General features: G+C 65.4%; 17 protein-coding genes and 1 tRNA gene. 10 read left to right on the top strand and 8 right to left on the bottom strand.

Going from position 1 to position 17,984, the window contains the following annotated elements; translation table 11 throughout:
• The first annotated feature begins 14 nt into the window (after positions 1–14).
• Positions 15–791 (top strand): IclR family transcriptional regulator, encoded by a 777-nt coding sequence (locus tag CH306_RS03270; RefSeq protein ID WP_094631204.1) that lies wholly within the window; start codon positions 15–17, stop codon positions 789–791.
• Here CH306_RS03270 and CH306_RS03275 read toward each other — a convergent pair.
• From CH306_RS03275 to CH306_RS03295, 5 genes are all read right to left on the bottom strand, one after another.
• A complete protein-coding gene (locus CH306_RS03275; protein WP_094645659.1) occupies positions 779–1,768 on the bottom strand; it encodes a 2-hydroxyacid dehydrogenase in 990 nt (329 codons plus the stop codon). The two genes, CH306_RS03270 and CH306_RS03275, sit on opposite strands and share 13 nt — an antisense overlap.
• Entirely contained in the window at positions 1,765–2,688 is a 924-nt protein-coding gene (locus CH306_RS03280) for a hydroxymethylglutaryl-CoA lyase (RefSeq protein WP_094645660.1), read from the bottom strand. The genes CH306_RS03275 and CH306_RS03280 overlap by 4 nt, the downstream gene beginning before the upstream one ends.
• Positions 2,689–3,909, bottom strand: a complete 1,221-nt coding sequence (locus CH306_RS03285; protein WP_032395785.1) for a CaiB/BaiF CoA transferase family protein — start codon at positions 3,907–3,909, stop codon at positions 2,689–2,691. It lies immediately after the preceding gene.
• 47 nt (positions 3,910–3,956) lie between these two features.
• Positions 3,957–5,348: a GntP family permease gene (locus tag CH306_RS03290; RefSeq protein WP_094645821.1), complete on the bottom strand. Its 1,392-nt coding sequence runs from the start codon at positions 5,346–5,348 to the stop codon at positions 3,957–3,959.
• A 152-nt stretch (positions 5,349–5,500) separates the two neighbouring features.
• Complete coding sequence (locus CH306_RS03295) at positions 5,501–6,061, bottom strand: molybdenum cofactor biosysynthesis protein (RefSeq protein ID WP_094645661.1); 561 nt, start codon at positions 6,059–6,061, stop codon at positions 5,501–5,503.
• A gap of 74 nt (positions 6,062–6,135) precedes the next feature.
• Between CH306_RS03295 and CH306_RS03300 the strand changes: the two genes are divergently transcribed.
• Positions 6,136–7,680, top strand: a complete 1,545-nt coding sequence (locus CH306_RS03300; RefSeq protein ID WP_094645662.1) for a carboxylesterase/lipase family protein — start codon at positions 6,136–6,138, stop codon at positions 7,678–7,680.
• Here CH306_RS03300 and CH306_RS03305 read toward each other — a convergent pair.
• Positions 7,673–8,539 (bottom strand): DNA-formamidopyrimidine glycosylase family protein, encoded by an 867-nt coding sequence (locus CH306_RS03305; protein ID WP_094631198.1) that lies wholly within the window; start codon positions 8,537–8,539, stop codon positions 7,673–7,675. The genes CH306_RS03300 and CH306_RS03305 overlap by 8 nt on opposite strands.
• Before the next feature lie 29 nt (positions 8,540–8,568).
• Between CH306_RS03305 and CH306_RS03310 the strand changes: the two genes are divergently transcribed.
• Genes CH306_RS03310 through CH306_RS03320 form a run of 3 tightly spaced genes read left to right on the top strand, consistent with a single transcriptional unit; the run spans position 8,569 to position 10,253 of the window.
• Positions 8,569–9,369: a thymidylate synthase gene (locus tag CH306_RS03310; protein ID WP_094645822.1), complete on the top strand. Its 801-nt coding sequence runs from the start codon at positions 8,569–8,571 to the stop codon at positions 9,367–9,369.
• Complete coding sequence (locus tag CH306_RS03315; protein WP_094645663.1) at positions 9,366–9,872, top strand: dihydrofolate reductase; 507 nt, start codon at positions 9,366–9,368, stop codon at positions 9,870–9,872. Before CH306_RS03310 ends, CH306_RS03315 begins: the two co-directional genes overlap by 4 nt.
• A gap of 54 nt (positions 9,873–9,926) precedes the next feature.
• Positions 9,927–10,253 (top strand): cupin domain-containing protein, encoded by a 327-nt coding sequence (locus CH306_RS03320; protein WP_032395790.1) that lies wholly within the window; start codon positions 9,927–9,929, stop codon positions 10,251–10,253.
• Here the strand turns inward: CH306_RS03320 and CH306_RS03325 are convergent.
• Positions 10,246–11,106, bottom strand: a complete 861-nt coding sequence (locus CH306_RS03325; protein WP_045196513.1) for a universal stress protein — start codon at positions 11,104–11,106, stop codon at positions 10,246–10,248. The genes CH306_RS03320 and CH306_RS03325 overlap by 8 nt on opposite strands.
• Positions 11,107–11,259: 153 nt before the next feature.
• Positions 11,260–12,165, bottom strand: a complete 906-nt coding sequence (locus CH306_RS03330; protein ID WP_045196515.1) for an acyl-ACP desaturase — start codon at positions 12,163–12,165, stop codon at positions 11,260–11,262.
• A gap of 334 nt (positions 12,166–12,499) precedes the next feature.
• On the opposite strand from CH306_RS03330, the gene CH306_RS03335 reads away from it, so the two are divergent.
• The 5 genes from CH306_RS03335 to CH306_RS03355 all read left to right on the top strand — a co-directional run bounded on the left by CH306_RS03335 (position 12,500) and on the right by CH306_RS03355 (position 17,935).
• Positions 12,500–13,732, top strand: a complete 1,233-nt coding sequence (locus CH306_RS03335) for a PucR family transcriptional regulator (RefSeq protein ID WP_032395793.1) — start codon at positions 12,500–12,502, stop codon at positions 13,730–13,732.
• An 84-nt stretch (positions 13,733–13,816) separates the two neighbouring features.
• Entirely contained in the window at positions 13,817–14,518 is a 702-nt protein-coding gene (locus CH306_RS03340; RefSeq protein WP_032396254.1) for an ABC transporter ATP-binding protein, read from the top strand.
• Positions 14,515–16,986: an ABC transporter permease gene (locus tag CH306_RS03345; RefSeq protein WP_094645664.1), complete on the top strand. Its 2,472-nt coding sequence runs from the start codon at positions 14,515–14,517 to the stop codon at positions 16,984–16,986. The genes CH306_RS03340 and CH306_RS03345 overlap by 4 nt, the downstream gene beginning before the upstream one ends.
• 130 nt (positions 16,987–17,116) lie before the next feature.
• Positions 17,117–17,743, top strand: coding sequence for an isochorismatase family protein (locus CH306_RS03350; RefSeq protein WP_179272720.1), 627 nt, complete (start codon positions 17,117–17,119; stop codon positions 17,741–17,743).
• A 116-nt stretch (positions 17,744–17,859) separates the two neighbouring features.
• A tRNA-Arg gene (locus CH306_RS03355) sits at positions 17,860–17,935 on the top strand.
• The last annotated feature ends 49 nt before the right edge of the window (positions 17,936–17,984 follow it).

A 17,984-nucleotide genomic window follows, 5' to 3' on the forward strand; every position in this document is an offset into this window, starting at 1 on the left:
AGTAGATTGGTCGGGTGAGTACCGAGAGCGCGTCGAAGCAGCAACCGCTTCTCGTGCTGGGCAAGATCACCGAGATTCTCGACGCCTTCTCGTTCGACCGCCCTTCGATGACGCTCGGTGAGATCCAACAGACCACCGGCCTGCCCACCTCGACGGTGCAGCGTCTCGTCACCAACCTTGTGCAGCAAGGATTTCTGGACCGGGGCGGCGATCGGATCCGTATCGGAGTGCGGATGGCCTACTGGGCAGCGACGGCGACCAAGGACCTCGACGTGCTGTCGGTCGTCAACCCCGTGCTCAAGAACATGCGCGATCTGACGACCGAGACCGCGTGTTTCTTTCGGCCGGAACAGAACTACCGCGTGTGCGTCGCCATCGCCGAGACCCGCCACGCCTTGCGCCGGGACATGTACGTCGGCAAGGTGATCCCGCTCAGCGCAGGATCGGCCAGCCGCGTCCTGCTGGCCTGGGACGACGACCTGGCAGAGCGTGTCCTGTCCCGTGAACTCGAATCGATGACCGAGCAGACGGTGACCGAAGCCGAGACGATGCGAACCCTGTTGGCGCAGACCAGAGCCGACGGTTATGCGATCACCACCGGCGAGCGCGAGACCGGAGCGTCGGGACTGTCCGCACCGGTGTTCGATTCGGCCGCGGACATCGTCGGTGCCGTCACCATCAGCGGACCGACACTGCGCATGCCGCAGTCGCAGTGCGAGGACTGGGTGGATCTGCTGATCTCCCACGCCGAGCAGATCACGAGGACCCTCGGCGGCCGCTACCCTGCGTGAGACCAGGCGTCGGGATTCACCGGATGCGCAGGCATCGAACCGCCGACCATCGCAGCTGCGTTGGTGGCGCACAGCCGGGCCATCTCCGAACGCACCGACACCGTCGCGCTCCCCACATGTGGGAGCAATACCGTGTTGGGCAGATCGTCCAGGCCGGGTTCGAGGGCCGGCTCGCGCTCGTAGACGTCCAATCCTGCTGCGGCAACGGTCCCCTCGCGGAGCGCGGTCACCAGAGCGGCCTCGTCGATCACCGGTCCTCGCGCGGTGTTGATCACGATCGCCGACGGCTTCATCGCCCCGAGTACTGCGGCGTCCACCAGATGGTGGGTGGAGTCCGACAGCGGAACGTGCAGGGACAGAAAATCGCTGGTCGTGACGATCTCGTCCCACGACGCATGCTCGACGCGACCCGCGAACTCACCGAGCTCGTCGTCGGAGACCTCTCGATCACCGGGGGGACGCGGACAGAACTTCACCGTCATGCCGAACCCCAATGCCCGGCGAGCGGTGGCGCGGGCAATGCGGCCGAAGCCGGCCAGTCCCAGTACTCGATCCGAGACATCGCTGCCGAGAAGCAGTTCCGGCTCCCACCCGGTGAACGAGCCGGAACGGACGAATGCATCGGCCTCCACGGCGCGGCGAGCAGTGGACAGTATCAACAGCATCGCGATGTCGGCGGTCGAGTTCGTCAGAACCCCTGGAGTGTTGGCGACGGTGATCCCGCGCTGCGTCGCGGCGGCGATGTCGATGTTGTCGAATCCGACGGCGTAGTTGGAGATCCCGACGATCGACGCCGTCTCCAGCAACTCCGCATCGAACCGGTCACGTAACTGGGACACGACGACCGAGTACTCACCGGAGGAGCAGGCGGCGACGAGCTGCTCGTGATCGACCGCCCTCAGGTCCACGTCCCCCGCCGCCCGCAGAATGTCCATCCCCGGTGCCGGGATCTCGGTGGTGACGAGGATGCGGCTCATGCGACCCACTCGAAGGCGCGCGCCTCGGACCGGACACCCTGAACGGCCTTCGATCGCATGGGCTCGTCCAGCTCGGCCAGCAGCCCCTCCGAGAGGGACGCCATGGACGCCAGCGTCGCCGGCTCGAACCAGTCCGGCCGTGTCGCGAAGAGAATGTCCTCCGACGAGGTGTTGCCGCTGGCCCCAGGAGCGAAGGGGCATCCGCCCAGTCCGCCCAGTGAACCGTCGACCATCGTGGCACCGGCCGAGATCGCCGCGAGGGTGTTCGCGACGCCCAGGCCCCAGGTGTCGTGTCCGTGGAACACCACTCTGCGGTCGGGGGTTTCCTCGCGGACCCGCGAGATCAGCGACTGCACCTGTACCGGTACCGCCTGCCCGAGGGTGTCACAGATGACGATATCCGTTGCACCGGTTGCTCGTTCGTCGTTGGCGATCTCGATGACCCGGTCCGCCGGCACCTGCCCCTCGAAGGGGCAGGTGAAGGAGGTCGCGATGCAGAGCTCTATCTCACCGCCGACCGATCGAGTGATGTCGACGGCGTCGGGCATCGCAGCCAGGGACACCTCGGCGGTACGGCCGATGTTGGCCTGATTGTGCGAGTCCGAGGCGGAGAAGCAGTACTGGAAGTTGCGGGCTCCGGCGGCAGCGGCCTTCTCGATGTGACGTGGAGTGGCGACCCACACCCAGCATCGAGCGAGTTCGGCGGCGGTGAGCTCACCGATCACCTCGAGCGTGTTGGCCATCGGCGGCACCTTGTCACCCCGAGCCATCGAGCCGATCTCGAGCGAGGGCACGCCGAGTTCGATGAGCGCTCTGATGATCTCGAGCTTTCGTTCGGTGGCGAGCATCTTGCCGGTGAGCTGCAGACCGTCGCGCATCGTGACGTCGCGAAGCTGTGCGGCGGGAGCGAATCGGTACATCTAGAGGCTCATCTCTTCGTCGGTGCGGCCGAGCAGAGTCGACAGTACTTCCCTGGTGTGTTCGCCCAGATCCGGTCCGACCGAACGAATCGGCAGGGACGCGTCACCGATCACCGGGACGACGCCGACAAATCCGACGTCGGTGGGCTCGTCACCTCCGGTGTCGACCGAGAAGTGCTGAATCATGTTGCGGGCGGCGTACTGTTCGTCGGCGACGATGTCCGCCGCGGTGTAGATCGGACCCGACGGCACCCCGGCGGCGTCGAGAATCTTCAACGCCTGCTCGCGCGAGTGCAACCCGGTCCACGCCGAGATCGCGGCGTCCAACTCGTCGCGTCGACGCCACCGACCGGCGTTGGACGCCAGGTCCGGGTCGGCTCCCAGATCGGGACGATCGATGGTCTCCATGTAGCGCTGGAAGATCGCATCGCCGTTGCCGGCGATGATGATCGAGTGACCGTCGTTGCACGGGTACGCGTTCGAGGGTGCGATGCCTTCCATTCGGCCGCCCGTGCGCTCGCGTTCGACACCGTAGGCGAGGTAGTCCGGAATCAGCGATTCCATCATCGACAGAATCGATTCGTTCAGCGCCACATCGATGGAACGCTGTGCCAGCGACAGCGGAGACTGCCCGTCCGAGGCCTGCGCCGCGCGCTGGGTCTGCCGTTGGAACAGGGCCATGACGCATCCGAACGCCGCGTACAGCCCGGCGATGGAGTCCCCGATCGAGACCCCGACCCGGACGGGTGGCCGATCCGGGTCACCCACGAGATTGCGAAAGCCGCCGTACGCCTCTGCGACAGCGGCGAATCCGGGTCGCTGCGACATGGGGCCCGTCTGGCCGAAGGCCGAGATGCGCGTGATGATCAATTCGGGGTTGGCTGCGCTGAGCACTTCCGGCGAGATACCCCATTTCTCCAGCGTGCCGGGCCGGAAGTTCTCGAGCACGATGTCGCATTTTGCTGCGAGGTCGACGACGTCCTTGCGGCCCTGTTCGGTACGCAGGTCCAGCACGATCGATTTCTTGTTGCGGTTGATCGTGCGATAGAGCATCGACGTTGTGCCGGAGTAGAGCCGCCAGTTGCGTAGTTCGTCGCCGGTTCCCGGCCGTTCGACCTTGATGACCTCGGCACCGAAATCGGCGAGCATGCGCGCCGCAGTAGGGGCGGCTATGTAGTTGCCGAGTTCGAGAACTCGAACTCCGCTGAGCGGCAGTGCCATCGTGTTCCTTTCGATACTCCCGGAATCAGGGTTCATGGAATCTGGGCTCACAGGATCCAGCTCATCGGCACGATCAACGCGATGGCGATGACCGATGCCACCGAGACGCCCACCGAGCACGTCTTGAGTGTGCCTCGGGTCGACTGGCCCATCAAGGACTGCAGGAGCCAGAAGGTGTTGCTGGTGACGTGGACGGCGAACAACGATCCGGCACCGGCGGCGAGTGCGATGAACACCGGGTCGAGACCGATCAGCGGAGCGACCGGGGCGAGAATGCCGGCCGAGGTGATGGCGGAGATCGTCACCGATCCCACGGCGATGTGCAATGCGGCCGCGATGACCCACACCATCAGGAGCGGCGCTGCGGTGCTCGCCGTGAAGTATTGGCCGAGGATGTCGCCGAGACCCGCCTCGTTGATGACGGCCGCGAGCGATCCGCCGACGCCGGTGAGGATCAGTATCTGGCCGCTCTCGGCGAAGCCACGGGCGAGAGCCTTCTCCACCCGAGCCTGTCCGACGTGGTAGCGACCGATGAGGCACGTTCCCACCAAGCCGATGAGCAGCGCGATGACCGGGCTGGCAATGAACTCGACGACGGGAATCGAGATCTCGGCGACTTCGAGTACGGCTCCGATGGCAATGAGGACGAGCGCGAGCAGCAGCGGCGAGAGCAACACCAGCAGTGACGTCTGCTTCTCGGTGCGCACCTTCTGGGCTACGCCACCTCCGGTTTCGAGAGGCTCGTCGTCGGAATCGGCAGGCTCCGGGACCACAGGCTCTGGAACCACGACGATCTGCTGCTCGTCCTTCTCCTCGTTCCACCAGCCGTGCCGAAAGACGAACGACATGACGGCCACCGACAGCACGACGACCGGAACGATCAGGATCAGTCCGTAGATCATCATCTTGCCCAGCGGCACGCCGAGCAGTCCGGCCAGTGCGAGCGTCGCGACACCGGGGACCATGAACACGATGCCGCATTCGAGCGCGATCGCCAGCGCCGTGGCCATTCGCGCTGTGCCGTACTTGCCGATCTTCGGGGCGAGGTTGCGGGCGAGCGGAGCGGAGATCACGAGCAGCACGTCGAGGAAGATGGACTGCAGCAGGGTCGCGATGGTCAGCGAGAGTGCGTACGGCAGCCGCTTGGGTCCGAAGGTTCGCAGCAACGTGCCGACGAGTCGCTGGATGGCGTTCATCTCCTGCAGTACCGAACCCATCAGAACGCCGAAGGCGATGAGCAGGCCCACCTCGGCCATGATCTCGCCGAAGCCGCCGGTGATGGTGTCGACGGTGGTGCCGACTCCGAGCTTCGTCGCCAGTCCCAGGTACGCGGCCCCGAGCACCAGCGAGATCACCGGGTTGAAGTGAAAACGAACGATGAAGACCACCACCGCCAGGACGGCGACGACGGTGTTGATCACGATCCACATATCGGACATCGGCAATTCTTCCCGCTGAATGAGAGTGACCGCTGCCATGGCATGCGGCTCGGTGTGATTCATCACACTGATACCCACATTATGGGCACAGATTTACTTCGTGAGCAAGAGCGTGGGCAGCACGGAACCACGAGGGTCCGCCGAGAGCCAGGTCAGATCGGCTGAGCGCGCCTGATCGAGAGCGCGGCCCGAGAGGCATCGAGTTCGACGGGCGAGCGGACCAGTAGTTCCCCGATCCGCAGGATGCCGTCGGACAGCGGCTCGACCCGCAGTCCGCCGCGACCGATCAGCGCCTTACGTGCACCGTCCACCACCATCCGGTCCATCCACGCGCACGGATGGGCCGGCCGGCCACCACGGAACCGAATCCAGCCGTCACCGGAATCGAGCTCGAATTCCAGCCCTCGCAACGGGTCGAGCTCCAGCCCGCGTACGACGACGTTTCGCCTGGCCACGGACGGATCGGGCACATCGACCCCGAGTACGTCGCCGACGGCCTCCCATGCCTCGACGGCCAGAAAGCTCACCGCCGCCTCGGTGTGTGCCTTCACGCCGAAGAACCGATCTCCACGAATGCCTTTGTGCGCCACGATCTCGACGCTGGTCGGCAGGTCCGTCGCCGACTCGGCCGGGCCGTCCTTGGATCTACCGAAGTAGGCGTGCGTGGGCGAGCGCAGTAACTGCACGATCTCGGCGCGATACTCGAAAAGCATGCCCTCGAGTCTGCCCGGAACCGATCTCCATCCGTTCTTACCCGCGGGTAAGAACTGATCAGTACACTCGCGACATGGCTGTGACGACACGCGTGACCACCTCCGACGGCATCATCGAGGGCAAGCCGGTGGGCGACCTGACCACCTGGCGTGGCATCCCGTACGCCGCCCCGCCCGTCGGACCGCTTCGTTTCCGAGCGCCGCAACCGACCCAACCGTGGTCGGGCGTGCGCGACGCCACCGAATGGGGCAACGCCTCCATTCAGCACAAGCGCGGCACGATGCTCGCCGTCGGCAAGTACCAGCCGTCGAGCGAGGACTGCCTGACGCTCAACGTGTTGGCCCCGAGCGCACCGAGCAAGAACCCGCGCCCGGTCATGGTGTTCATCCACGGTGGTGCCTACACGCTCGGCACCTCGGCGACCCCGCTGTACGGCGGCGGCTCGCTGGTGCGCCGCTCACTGAAGGACGGCGACGGCATCATCTACGTCTCGGTCAACTACCGACTCGGCGCACTGGGCTACCTGGACATGTCCCAGTTCTCCACTCCCGAGCGGCCGTTCGACTCCAACCTGGGCCTGCGGGATCAGGTCGCGGCGCTGGAATGGGTGCAGCGCAACATCGCGAACTTCGGCGGCGATCCGAGCAACGTCACCATCTTCGGCGAATCCGCGGGCGGCAATGCGGTCACCACACTCATGACGGTTCCCGCTGCGAAAGGCCTTTTCGCACAGGCCATTTCCGAGAGCTCTGCTCCCGGCATGACGGCCACCAAGGAGCGTGCCGATCAATGGGCACGCGAGTACGTGGGCTACCTGGGCGGCACCGCGGAGAACGCGGCCGAGACCCTGGAGAACGCCGAGGTACTACGGCTCGGGCGGGCCGGCACCAAGCTTGGCCTGACCACCCTGCACCGCACTCCCGGACTGCTTCCGTTCGGACCCGTGATCGACGGCGACTTCCTGCCGGTCAGCCCGGTGGAGGCCTACGCGAAGGGCACCGCGCACCGCGTCCCGCTGATCATCGGCACCAATGCCCGTGAGGGAACACTGTTTCCGAAGTTCCTCGACGCGCTGCCCACCAACCCCGAACGCATCGGCAAGCTGTTCTCGCTCACCGATCCCGACGCCGAGGCCGTGGTCACCGCAGGCTATCGCGGCTACCCCAGTGAGCGGTCGGCCATCGACTTCGGCGGCGACTTCACCTTCTGGAAGCCGTCTCTCGAAGTGGCCGAGGGACATTCGCGTCACGCACCCACGTACTTCTACCGCTTCGATTTCGCTCCGCGATCGATGAAGGTGCTCGGCCTCGACGCCACCCATGGATTCGAGTTGTTCGCCGTGTTCGGCATCAACGAGACCCTCTTCGGCAAGGCGCTCACACTCACGGGTGGACGAAAGGCCTTCGCCGAGGTCACCGAGCAGGTGCAGTCGAACTGGATTGCGTTCGCCACCAACGGAAAACCGTTGGACACGTGGCCGGCGTACGACGAGGACTCGCGTCGGACATTGATCTTCGACACCCGCACCCGGGTACAGAAGGACCCACGGAGCGACCGGCGCAAGGCATGGGAAGGCTACCGGGGCTACGACAGCCAGAAGCTCGAACCCGTCACTTGAGCAGTCGCGACATGCGACGGTCGGCGAGAATCTTGCCGGCCGTCTGGCACGTCGCGCAGTACTGAAAAGAGCGATCGACGTAGGCGACTTCACGTACCGGGTCGCCGCACACCGGGCACGGAAGTCCGGTTCTGGCGTGTACACGCATCCCCGATCGCTTCTCCCCCTTCAAACGCGCCGCATCCTGCCCGGCCGAGCGGGTCACCGCGTCGGACAGAACCGATCGCATCGCCGCGTAGAGCGTCGCGACGGATTCGGGATCGAGCTTGCTCGACGACGCGAAGGGCGAGAGCTTCGCCACGTGCAGTATCTCGTCCGAGTAGGCATTGCCGATGCCTGCCAACAGCGACTGATCCACCAACGAGGTCTTCAGTCGTGCGGTGGTGCCTGCGAGGATCTCGGCGAATTCGAGCTCGGTGACCGTCAGCGCGTCCGGACCGAGCCGGGCAATGCTCGCAACCTGTTGCGGGTCGCGCACCACCCACACCGCCAGCCGCTTCTTGGTACCCGCCTCGGTGAGATCGATGGCGGGCGTCGCTCCCTCGGGGGTGAAGAAATGGATCCGCAGCGCCAAGGGTCCTTTGCCCGGCTTCGGCGGTGCGACGCTGGGATTGTCCACCCACCGCAACCATCCCCCGCGAGAGAGATGGGTGATCAGCCAGAGGTCACCGGCGCGGAGCGCCAAATGCTTCCCGAAACGGGCGGCATCGGTGACGTCCTTGCCCTGCAGCTCGGTGATCGGCGGATCGAACGTCTTGAGAACGCTCAGTGCAGCGATGTCGATGCGACCGATCACCGCACCGACGGCATGCTCGCGCAGAAAGCCGGCAAGGGCTTCCACCTCGGGTAATTCCGGCATGTACTCAGTATGCAGCTACGATGACCGTCGTGATGGTTCCGACTCCGTACGAAGATCTGCTGCGCCACATCCTCGATACCGGAACGGCGAAATCCGACCGAACCGGAACCGGCACCACCAGCGTGTTCGGGCATCAGATGCGCTTCGACCTGGCCGCGGGCTTCCCGCTGATCACCACCAAGAAGGTCCATCTCAAATCCATCGTCTACGAATTGCTGTGGTTCCTGCGTGGGGACTCGAACGCCACGTGGCTGCAGGAACACGGCGTGAGCATCTGGGACGAGTGGGCTGCTCCCGACGGCGAGCTCGGCCCCGTCTACGGAGTGCAGTGGCGATCGTGGCCCACCCCGTCGGGCGAGCACATCGACCAGATCAGCCAGGTCATCGAGACCTTGAAGACCGACCCGGATTCGCGGCGGATGATCGTCTCGGCCTGGAACGTCGGCGAGATCCCGCGAATGGCGCTGCCGCCGTGCCACGCGTTCTTCCAGTTCTACGTGGCCGACGGCAAGCTCTCGTGCCAGCTGTATCAGCGCAGTGCGGACATGTTCCTCGGAGTGCCGTTCAACATCGCGAGCTATGCGCTGCTCACGCACATGGTGGCGGCGCAGACCGGTCTCGAGGTCGGCGCGTTCGTCTGGACCGGAGGCGATTGCCACATCTACGACAACCACCGCGATCAGGTCACCGAGCAGCTCTCGCGCGAGGCATACCCCTACCCCACTCTGAAACTGGCGCAACGGGATTCGATCTTCGACTACACCTACGAGGACATCGAGATCGTGGGCTACCGGCACCACCCGGCGATCAAGGCCCCGGTAGCGGTGTGAGTGCTCCGTTCGTCGGCTCGATCTGGGCGCAGAGCACCACGGGAACCATCGGGGACGGGGGCGGTATCCCCTGGCACATTCCCGAGGACCTGGCACACTTTCGCGCCGTGACGGGCGGTCATGCCGTCGTCATGGGCCGCAAGACCTGGGATTCACTTCCCGCGAAGTTCCGGCCGCTGCCCGGGCGTCGGAACATCGTCGTCACGCGCAACGCATCGTGGTCGGCCGAGGGCGCGGAGGTGGCACACAGCGTCGCCGACGCGATCGCGCTCGCCGACTCCGACCCGGTGTGGGTCATCGGGGGCGGCGAAATCTATCGCAGTGCAATGGATATCGCGACCCACCTGGAGGTGACCGAGGTCGATCTCGACGTCGTGGGCGATACGAGTGCTCCGGAGATTCCCGACGGCTGGGTCGCCAGGGCAGGCGACTGGCAGAGCAGCCGGGTCGACGGCACCCGATTCCGCTGGGTCGAGTACGGAAAGCCTACCCAACCTTCCTGAGCGCGTTCAGGATTCCCCCGTCGCGACTGCGAGTGGTGCGTCATACTGACGATCATGGACAAGAAGTCACTCACCGCCCTTGCCCGCCAACAGCTCAAGCTTGCAGTCGGCGCGTCGAGTGGCCGCAGTTCGCAGACGGTCTACGGCGGTCACCGACGCCACCTACGGCAGACGGTCGTGGCGCTGGCCGCCGGTAACAAACTGGCCGAACACGACCTCTCCGGCGAGTCGACCGTCCTGGTGCTCAGCGGCAAGCTGGAACTGATCTCCGGTGAACGCTCCTGGAAGGGTTCGACCGGCGACCTTCTCGTCATCCCCGACGCCCGCCACAGCGTCGAGGCCCTCGAAGACGTGAGCTTTCTGCTGACCGTCGCTATGTAGGGGACTTCCGCACGACCAGCACCGGGCAGTCCGCGGTGTTGACGAGCGCGAAACTCGTGGAGCCCAACAGCATTCCGCCGAATCCGCCGCGCCCCCGATTGCCCACCACGATCAACGCTCCGGTTTCGGACAGTCCGCTCAGAATCCTCACCGGACGGTCCTGAGCGACGATGCGCTGCACCTCGACGTCCGGGAACCTCTCCTGCCAGCCGGCGAGGCTCTCCGCCAGCAGAGCCTCCTCACCGTCGGCGATGGCCTGCCAATCCTTGGGTGCACGGCCGAACGACTGGGTCAGATCGACATCCGACCACACGTGCACCGCGATCAGCACGGCTCCGCGGGCCGATGCTTCGACGAACGCCCACTCGACCGCAGCCTGGTTGACCTCCGAGCCGTCGATACCGACGACGACCGGCCCCTCGGCGACCGGCCGACCGTCGATGTCACGGCCTCGCACCACCGCGACAGGAGAGACGCTGTGAGCAGCCAACGAGAGTGTGACAGCACCGGTTTCGCTCGCCCCGATCACCAGGAGCTCGGCCTGAGCCGAGACCCCGATGAGAACGTCCATCACACCGCCCTCGACGGCACTCGAGGTCACCTCGAACGCCGGATCGTCGACCACCAGTGCCGCCAGAGTTTCAGCCGCCACCAATCTGGATTTGGCCGTGGCCACGAATTCGGTTGCTTCTCCGGCGAATTCGCTCAGGTCGACCACACCCGGCATGTCCACGGCCGTCACGATGTGCAATCGCCGATCGCGTCGGTGAGCACAGAGCGCCGCCCAGATCACGGCCTTGTCCGCTGCAGCGGATCCGTCGATGCCGACGATGATCGGTCGAGAGCCTGTCACGTTTCGGGCCTCCGGTCGTTGCGCGAGAACCGGGGCCTCGGGCGTATGACGAATAGGAGTTCAGGCTAGTCGATGGACCCCGCCGAAGCGCCTCTTCGATTCGAATCGAATCGAAGAGGCGCCGGTCCCACGGACCCCCCGGGGTATGTGGTGTCAGCTGGCGCGCAATGCGTTTGCGTACTCTCGGCTTCGCGTGCGGCTGAGCTCGACAGCGGTGTCCTGCGCGTCGAGATGATCGAGATAGTCGGCCAGTTGGTCGCGACTGCGGGCTCCGGCACCGAGGTCGGTGCGCTCGAAGATGCGCCACTGTGCCAGCAAGGGACGCAGGACCTCGTCGAGGTGGCGGCGTAGATCGTAGATTCCGTCACGCGAGATGAGCATCGCACTGCGCGCGAACCCCGGCAGGTTGCTGCCCGGCAGTTGGAAGTTCATGACGACCTCGGTGATCGCGGTGACGGTGAGCGACGGCGCAACCTCGAGCGCTGCGGAGACCAGGTCGGAAAAGAAGCGGACGTGCAGGTCCTGGTCGGCGACGATGCGTCCGAGCAGGCGATCGGCCACCGGATCGTGGCACTGCGCGACGGTGTTGCGGTGGCACATGCTCGCGACCGACTCGTCCAGGGCGACCTGAGCGAGCGACCGAAGCAGGTGTGCTCCGTTCATCGGGGCGTCGAAACCCACCGTCATGCACTGCGCTCGGGCGCGACCGAGGGCGATCGGATCGACGCTGCGGGTGGCGACCAGGTAGTCGGTGACCGCCACTGCATGCCTGGTTCGTTCTTCGCTCCATACGGTGAGCCACGACGGCCAGGCCCCGATCTCGGAGGCGGCGGTGTCGCGCCGGTACAGCGGAATGTTCTGCTCGACAAGCAGAGTGGTCACCAATGCCGCCTTGGCGGCCTCGGTCAGGCTGGAGGGACGCGAACCCCAGTACATCTCGGCCCGAACGAAGTCGGCCGGTTCCCACTGCACGGCTTCGGCGCGATGACGAACGAGATTCGCCTCGATGCTCGGCAGCAGTTCTCGCAGAACCGCGAACTGCCCGATGTCACTGCGCATACCCACCCCTTCGCCGCCCGCACACCCACTCCGACGGAGATCAACGTAGATGCGCGGCCCGTCCGTCGGGACGGCTTGGCGATTGTTTAGGGCAAGTCGCAAGCGCCCACGGCACGCGCTCGAGATAGGTCACAACGAGTTTTGCCGAAATGGTGGATCACGCGTTGATAACAACCTATGATCGATCCTGTTAGAGGCCCAGAAACAAACTTGAAGTACGAAAACGCCGCGGTTTCGTCGGGGATTGCATACATTGAGCCGTGGAAGCGCGTCGATACGCGTGAGTGAGTTTGCTTTCTCGAGACCTGAAGAATCCAACACGAAGGGTTGATCTGTGACCGTTCACAACTCGACTAGCCTCGGAATCATGGTCGCGGGTCAGCCTGCGTCGGCTCCTCTTCGCGACTTCCGCGCGGTGGCTCGGCTCCTCGTGGGGCACTTCGCCGCCAACACCCCCTGCGGGTCGTTGCCGGGCGAACAGCTCCACGGCGACGTCACCGAATTCACTGTCAAGTGCATCAGTATCGCCGTGCAGATGCTCGACGAAAGACGCGCTCCGGCGGAGTCCGACCTGGCCGAACTACGCGCCAAGGCCAGTCAGTGGGCGCGCGAGGGTGTGCCCCTCGAGTCCGTCCTCAGCGTCTACCACGAGGGCATCCAGATCGGCTGGAATCTCGTGTCCAAGCGGGCAGGTGAAGGCGACGCCGCCCAGCTGATCGAGGCCGCGCGGATGTTCGTGCTGCTGTCGGAGAAGGTGTCCATCGCGGCCAGCAAGAGCTACGTCGAGGAACTCCAATCGGTGGCCAGTGAGCATCACACGGCAGCGCACACCCTGGTGACCTCGCTGCTCAGCGGCCACAATGCGGTGTCGATGGCCCGTCAGTCCGGCATCGAGCTCGCCGACAGTTACCTCGTGCTCGCCATCTCGGTGCCGCCGCACCCCGACGAGAACGACCCCAATATCCAGAAGACCGTCGCCGCCCGTCGAAAGCTGCGCCGCGTTCAGGCCGAATTGGCCACGATCTGCGGTCGCACTCCCCTGTCTCTGCTGAGCACCGAAGGCGGCACCGTGCTGATCCCGGGTGTTCACGACGAAGAGTGGGTCGAGGCCCTGGTGCACCGCATCGGTACCGCCGCCGAGGTTCCCGTCACCGTCACCGCCGAGCAGGCCGCTACCGCCGACATCCCCACCGCAGCCGATCAGGTCCACGAACTGCTGTCGTTGGCGCACCAGCTGCACCGTCCGTCCGGGCTGTACCGCATGGACGACCTGGTGCTCGAATACCAGCTCACGCGACCGGGACCCGGCCGTCGCCACCTGACCCAGATCCTCGAGCCACTCGACTCGTCGCCGGAGCTGCTCGAGACCCTCGAGATCCACATCTCCCACGATCTGAACCGTCAGCGGTCCGCACGCCAGCTCCACCTGCACACCAACACCGTCGATTACCGCCTCAAACGGATCGCCCAGCTCACCGGGTTCGACCCGACCCGTCCCTCGGGTATCCGACACCTGCAGGCCGCCCTGGTGGCCCGACGCCTCGAATCCTCGCGCGGCGCAGCGTGATCTGAGAACTCCGACCGGTTTCTCGACCCGACGGCAGGTAGCGTCGGAAGTATTCGAGGAGCAGGGGATTGTTGGATGACGAAGTTGAAGCTCGAGCTGTCCGGTGTGGTCAAGGAGTACCCCACCGGCGAGCAACCGGTACGCGCGTTGGACGGTATCGATCTCACGATCGAGGGTGGCCAGTTCGTCTCGCTCGTCGCGCCGTCCGGTGCCGGCAAGTCGACGCTGCTGCACATGCTCGGCGCACTCGACACGCCCACGTCGGGTTCCATCCGGTTCGACGACGTCGAGGTCACCACCCTCGACGACAATGCTCAATCCGATTTTCGACGCCACCAGGTGGGGTTCGTCTTCCAGTTCTTCAACCTGCTGCCGACGATGTCCGCATGGGAGAACGTCGCCGTTCCCAAGCTGCTCGACGGCACCCCCATCAAGAAGGCCAAGTCCGACGCGATGCGTCTGCTCGACATGGTCGGACTCTCCAACCGATCCGAGCACCGTCCGGCGCAGTTGTCGGGCGGTCAGATCCAGCGCATCGCGATCGCACGGGCGTTGATGATGGATCCAGCGCTGCTGATCGCCGATGAACCGACCGGCAATCTCGATTCGAAGACCTCCCACAACGTCCTGGAGATTCTTGCCGAGGTGGCGCACGCCAGTGACGGGCGTCGAGCGGTGGTGATGGCGACCCACGACCTCGAGGCGGCACGGTCCACCGATCGCATCGTCAGCATGATCGACGGTCGCGTCGAGACCGACACTCCCACGGCCGGCCTCGATCGGTGATAAGCACCGCGCTCAGCAGATTTCGAGTCATCAGCCTGCGCGACCTCCGCATGCACTGGGTGCGTTCGTTGGTCTCGGCCGGCGTCGTCGCCGTCGCGGCCGGGTTGCTCATCGCCGTCCTCGGCACGTACGGGTCCTTGACCGGATCCGTCGAGCGTCTGGCGGTGTCGATCGCAGGTAACGCCGACTACGAGGTCGTCGGTGTCACCGACTCGGGCTTCGATCAGAGCGAGCTCGACGCAGTTCGCGCGGTCCCCGGTGTCGAGACCGCAGTCCCACTGCTGCGCAGCACCGTTCGGTCCGACGTCGGAGACCTGACGATTCTCGGTGTCGACTCGTCCATCACGGCACTGCAATCCGATCTCGAAGGCGCAGTCGGAAACGCGGCCGGGTTGCTCACCGACCCGGCCGGAGTATTGGTCGGAGCCGCAACAGGTTTGACGCAGGGCGACACCATCACCATCGACGATGTTCCGACGACGGTGGTCGGCGTGGTCGACGGCCCGGGGACGCAGCGGATCGGCGGGGGCATGTTCGCCGTCGCGCTCATCCCGACGGCTCAGACGCTCACCGACCGCCCCGATCAACTCGATTCGATCTTCGTCCTCGGCAGCGGCGACACTGTGCGTACCGACCTCGACGCCGCACTGGCGGGCCGGGTGTCGGTGATGAATCCCGACTTTCGGGCCGACCGCGCGAACCAGGCGATGAGCCTGACTCGCAATGCCACACTGATGGTCTCGCTCATCGCGTTCGTCGTCGCGGCGTTCCTCGTCTTCAACGTCATGAACATGGCCATCGCGAAGCGTCGACCCACCATCTCTCTGCTCCGGGCAGTCGGCGGCCGCCGCGGCGATATCGTCCGCGACCTGTTGTTCGAGTCCGTTCTGGTCGGGCTCGTCGGCGGTGCCGTCGGCGTTCCACTGGGAATCGTGATGGGCCGCATCGCGATCGAGAGTCTGCCGCCGTTCCTCTCGCAGGCTTTCGATGCGCGGATCGAATACGTGCTGCCCGGCTTCGCGATTCCGGTGGCGATCGTGGCCTGTGTGCTGGCCTGCGCGGGTGCCTCGGCAGTCGCCGCCGTGCAGGTGTATCGCATCTCGCCGATCGAAGCACTCGCCGTCGGCGGCGGGGAAACCTCGGGTGGCCCCGGTCTGCGATTCACCCTGGCTGCGACGGTGTTCGGCGTGCTCGCCGTGGCCGGATCCTTCCTGTTCGCAGTCAACGTCGACGGGCAGTTGACCCTCGGGGCCGGCGCACTGTTCATGTTCGGCATCGTCGCACTGTGTGTCGGCGCGACCGGACCGATCGTGTCGATCACCGCAGCGGTCCCGCGCCGCTGGGGTGGTGCCGGTCGCCTCGCGACCGCCACCATCGAACGCGCCCCTCGCCGCATCTGGGCAACCGTGATGACGATCGTGATCGCGGTGGGAGTCAGTGTGGGAGTGTCGGGTTCGCTGACCAACATGACCGACTCGGCGGCCGAGTCGTTGTCGTCGTTGGCCGATACCGACCTGTACGTGTCGATGACCTCGCCCGACGCCATACCGTCGGGCCCGATCGTTCCCGCCGAGGTGGAGGACGCCGTAGCGTCGACGCCCGGTGTGTCTCGCATCGTCGAGGGACAGTGGGCGTACGCCACGATCGACGGCGAGACGGTCTCCATCCAGGGCGTCGCCGACGGCAGCAACGCGGTGACTCTCACCTCGCTCACCGAAGACGTGCGTTCCCAGGTGCTCGCCGGTGACGGGGTGGTGCTGTCCCGGGGATTCGGCAGAACGTTGGGTGTCTCGGTGGGCGACTCCATCGATCTGCCGACGCCGACCGGTGTGCAGACCGTGCGGGTGTTGGATCTGGTCGACTACATCAACGCCGCCGGCGGGACGATGGCGATCTCGCTGGATTCGATGCAACGGTGGTACGACCGACCCGGGGCCACCTACCTGGAGATCGGCGTCGACGGAGACGTTGCCGCCGTACAGGATTCGTTGCGTTCGACACTGCCACCCGAAGCCTTCGTCTACACCGGCACTGCGGCTCTGGAGGGCACCAGTGCGGCCATCCGACAGTCCGGCGCATTGGCGATCGCGCTGCAGTGGATCGTCGCGCTCGTCGCTGCCGTTGCCTTGCTCAACACCTTGACATTGTCGGTACTCGAACGTCGCCGCGAACTGGGAGTGCTGCGCGCCATGGGCGGTGGCCGAGGAACCCTGGCGCGAATGGTGCTCGCCGAGGCGCTGTCGGTCGGCATCGTCGGTGGTGTCCTCGGCCTGATCATCGGCGCGGGGCTGCAATACCTGAGCACCTTGATCCTCGGAGCCAGCATCGGGATTCCGGTCGCCTACACCGCGAGCTGGTCGGTGCTGCTGTACGGCCTCGTCGCCCTCGGCCTCTCGCTGCTGGGTTCGGCTCCACCTGCTGTGCACGCATCGCGACTGAACATCGTGGACGCCATCGCGGCGGATTAGGTGCTCTGCGGGGCCTCGGGATCCGCAAACGCGCGCGCGTTCGTCAGGTGCGAGCGGAATCGACAGCCCGTGGCCGGCGATTGTGCGCGCGTCTGGCAAATGCGCGCGCGCTTGTACGAGGATGACCGGCGTGGCCACATTCAGCGCCGAAGTCGAAGAGTACGACGTCGAGAGTCTGCGCGACTGCGTGGGCGGTCCTGAGTGGGAGGTGCAGCCCGAACGCGTCGCGGTTCTGGTGCACGACATGCAGCCGTACTACCTGAACGTGCTTGCCCAGTCTGTGTGTACGCGGGTTGCTGCGGAGGTGTCGAAGGTGGTCTCGCGTGCCCGGGCCCTTGGAATACCCATCTTGGCGAGTGGTCCGCGAACAGCGAGTGCCATCGAGCAGCGCGGACTGCTGGGACCGATGTGGGGGTTGGGTCCGTCCGCCGAGGAGGGCGCGATCACCGAGCCGGACTTCGTTCCGATCGCGAAGCGCAGCTACAGCGCCTTCTACGCCACCGATCTGGAGGTCGAACTGCGCCGACGTGGCCGTGACCAGCTCATCATCGTGGGAGTGTTCGCCTCGGCGGGAGTTCTCGCGACGACATTCGACGCATTCGCCCGTGACATCCAGTGCTTCGTCGGCATCGAATCGATCGCCGATTACACCGCTCACCAGCACCGCACTGCCATGAACCTGATTGCGTCGCTGACCGGGACGGTGACGAGCAGCGGCAACCTGCTTCACGATCGACACGGTGGGCCGCTAGACTAGCGAGCGCGATGTGGGCCAGCTGAGCACCGGAGGCAGCGAACCCATCCGCAACCGATTGTTCGATGGATCGAAAGCCGTTGCTGGACAAGTGCTTTTGGTGAGCAGAACGATCACCAGCCTTCGTAGCTCAGGGGATAGAGCAACCCTCTCCTAAAGGGTAGGTCGCAGGTTCGAATCCTGCCGAGGGCACCACCAGACGAGTCCGATCTATGCCCTCCATCAGTTGCGTGCCACTGTTGCG

Origin of the sequence: Rhodococcus sp. 15-725-2-2b, assembly GCF_002259075.1 — a bacterium.
Lineage (GTDB): Bacteria > Actinomycetota > Actinomycetes > Mycobacteriales > Mycobacteriaceae > Rhodococcoides.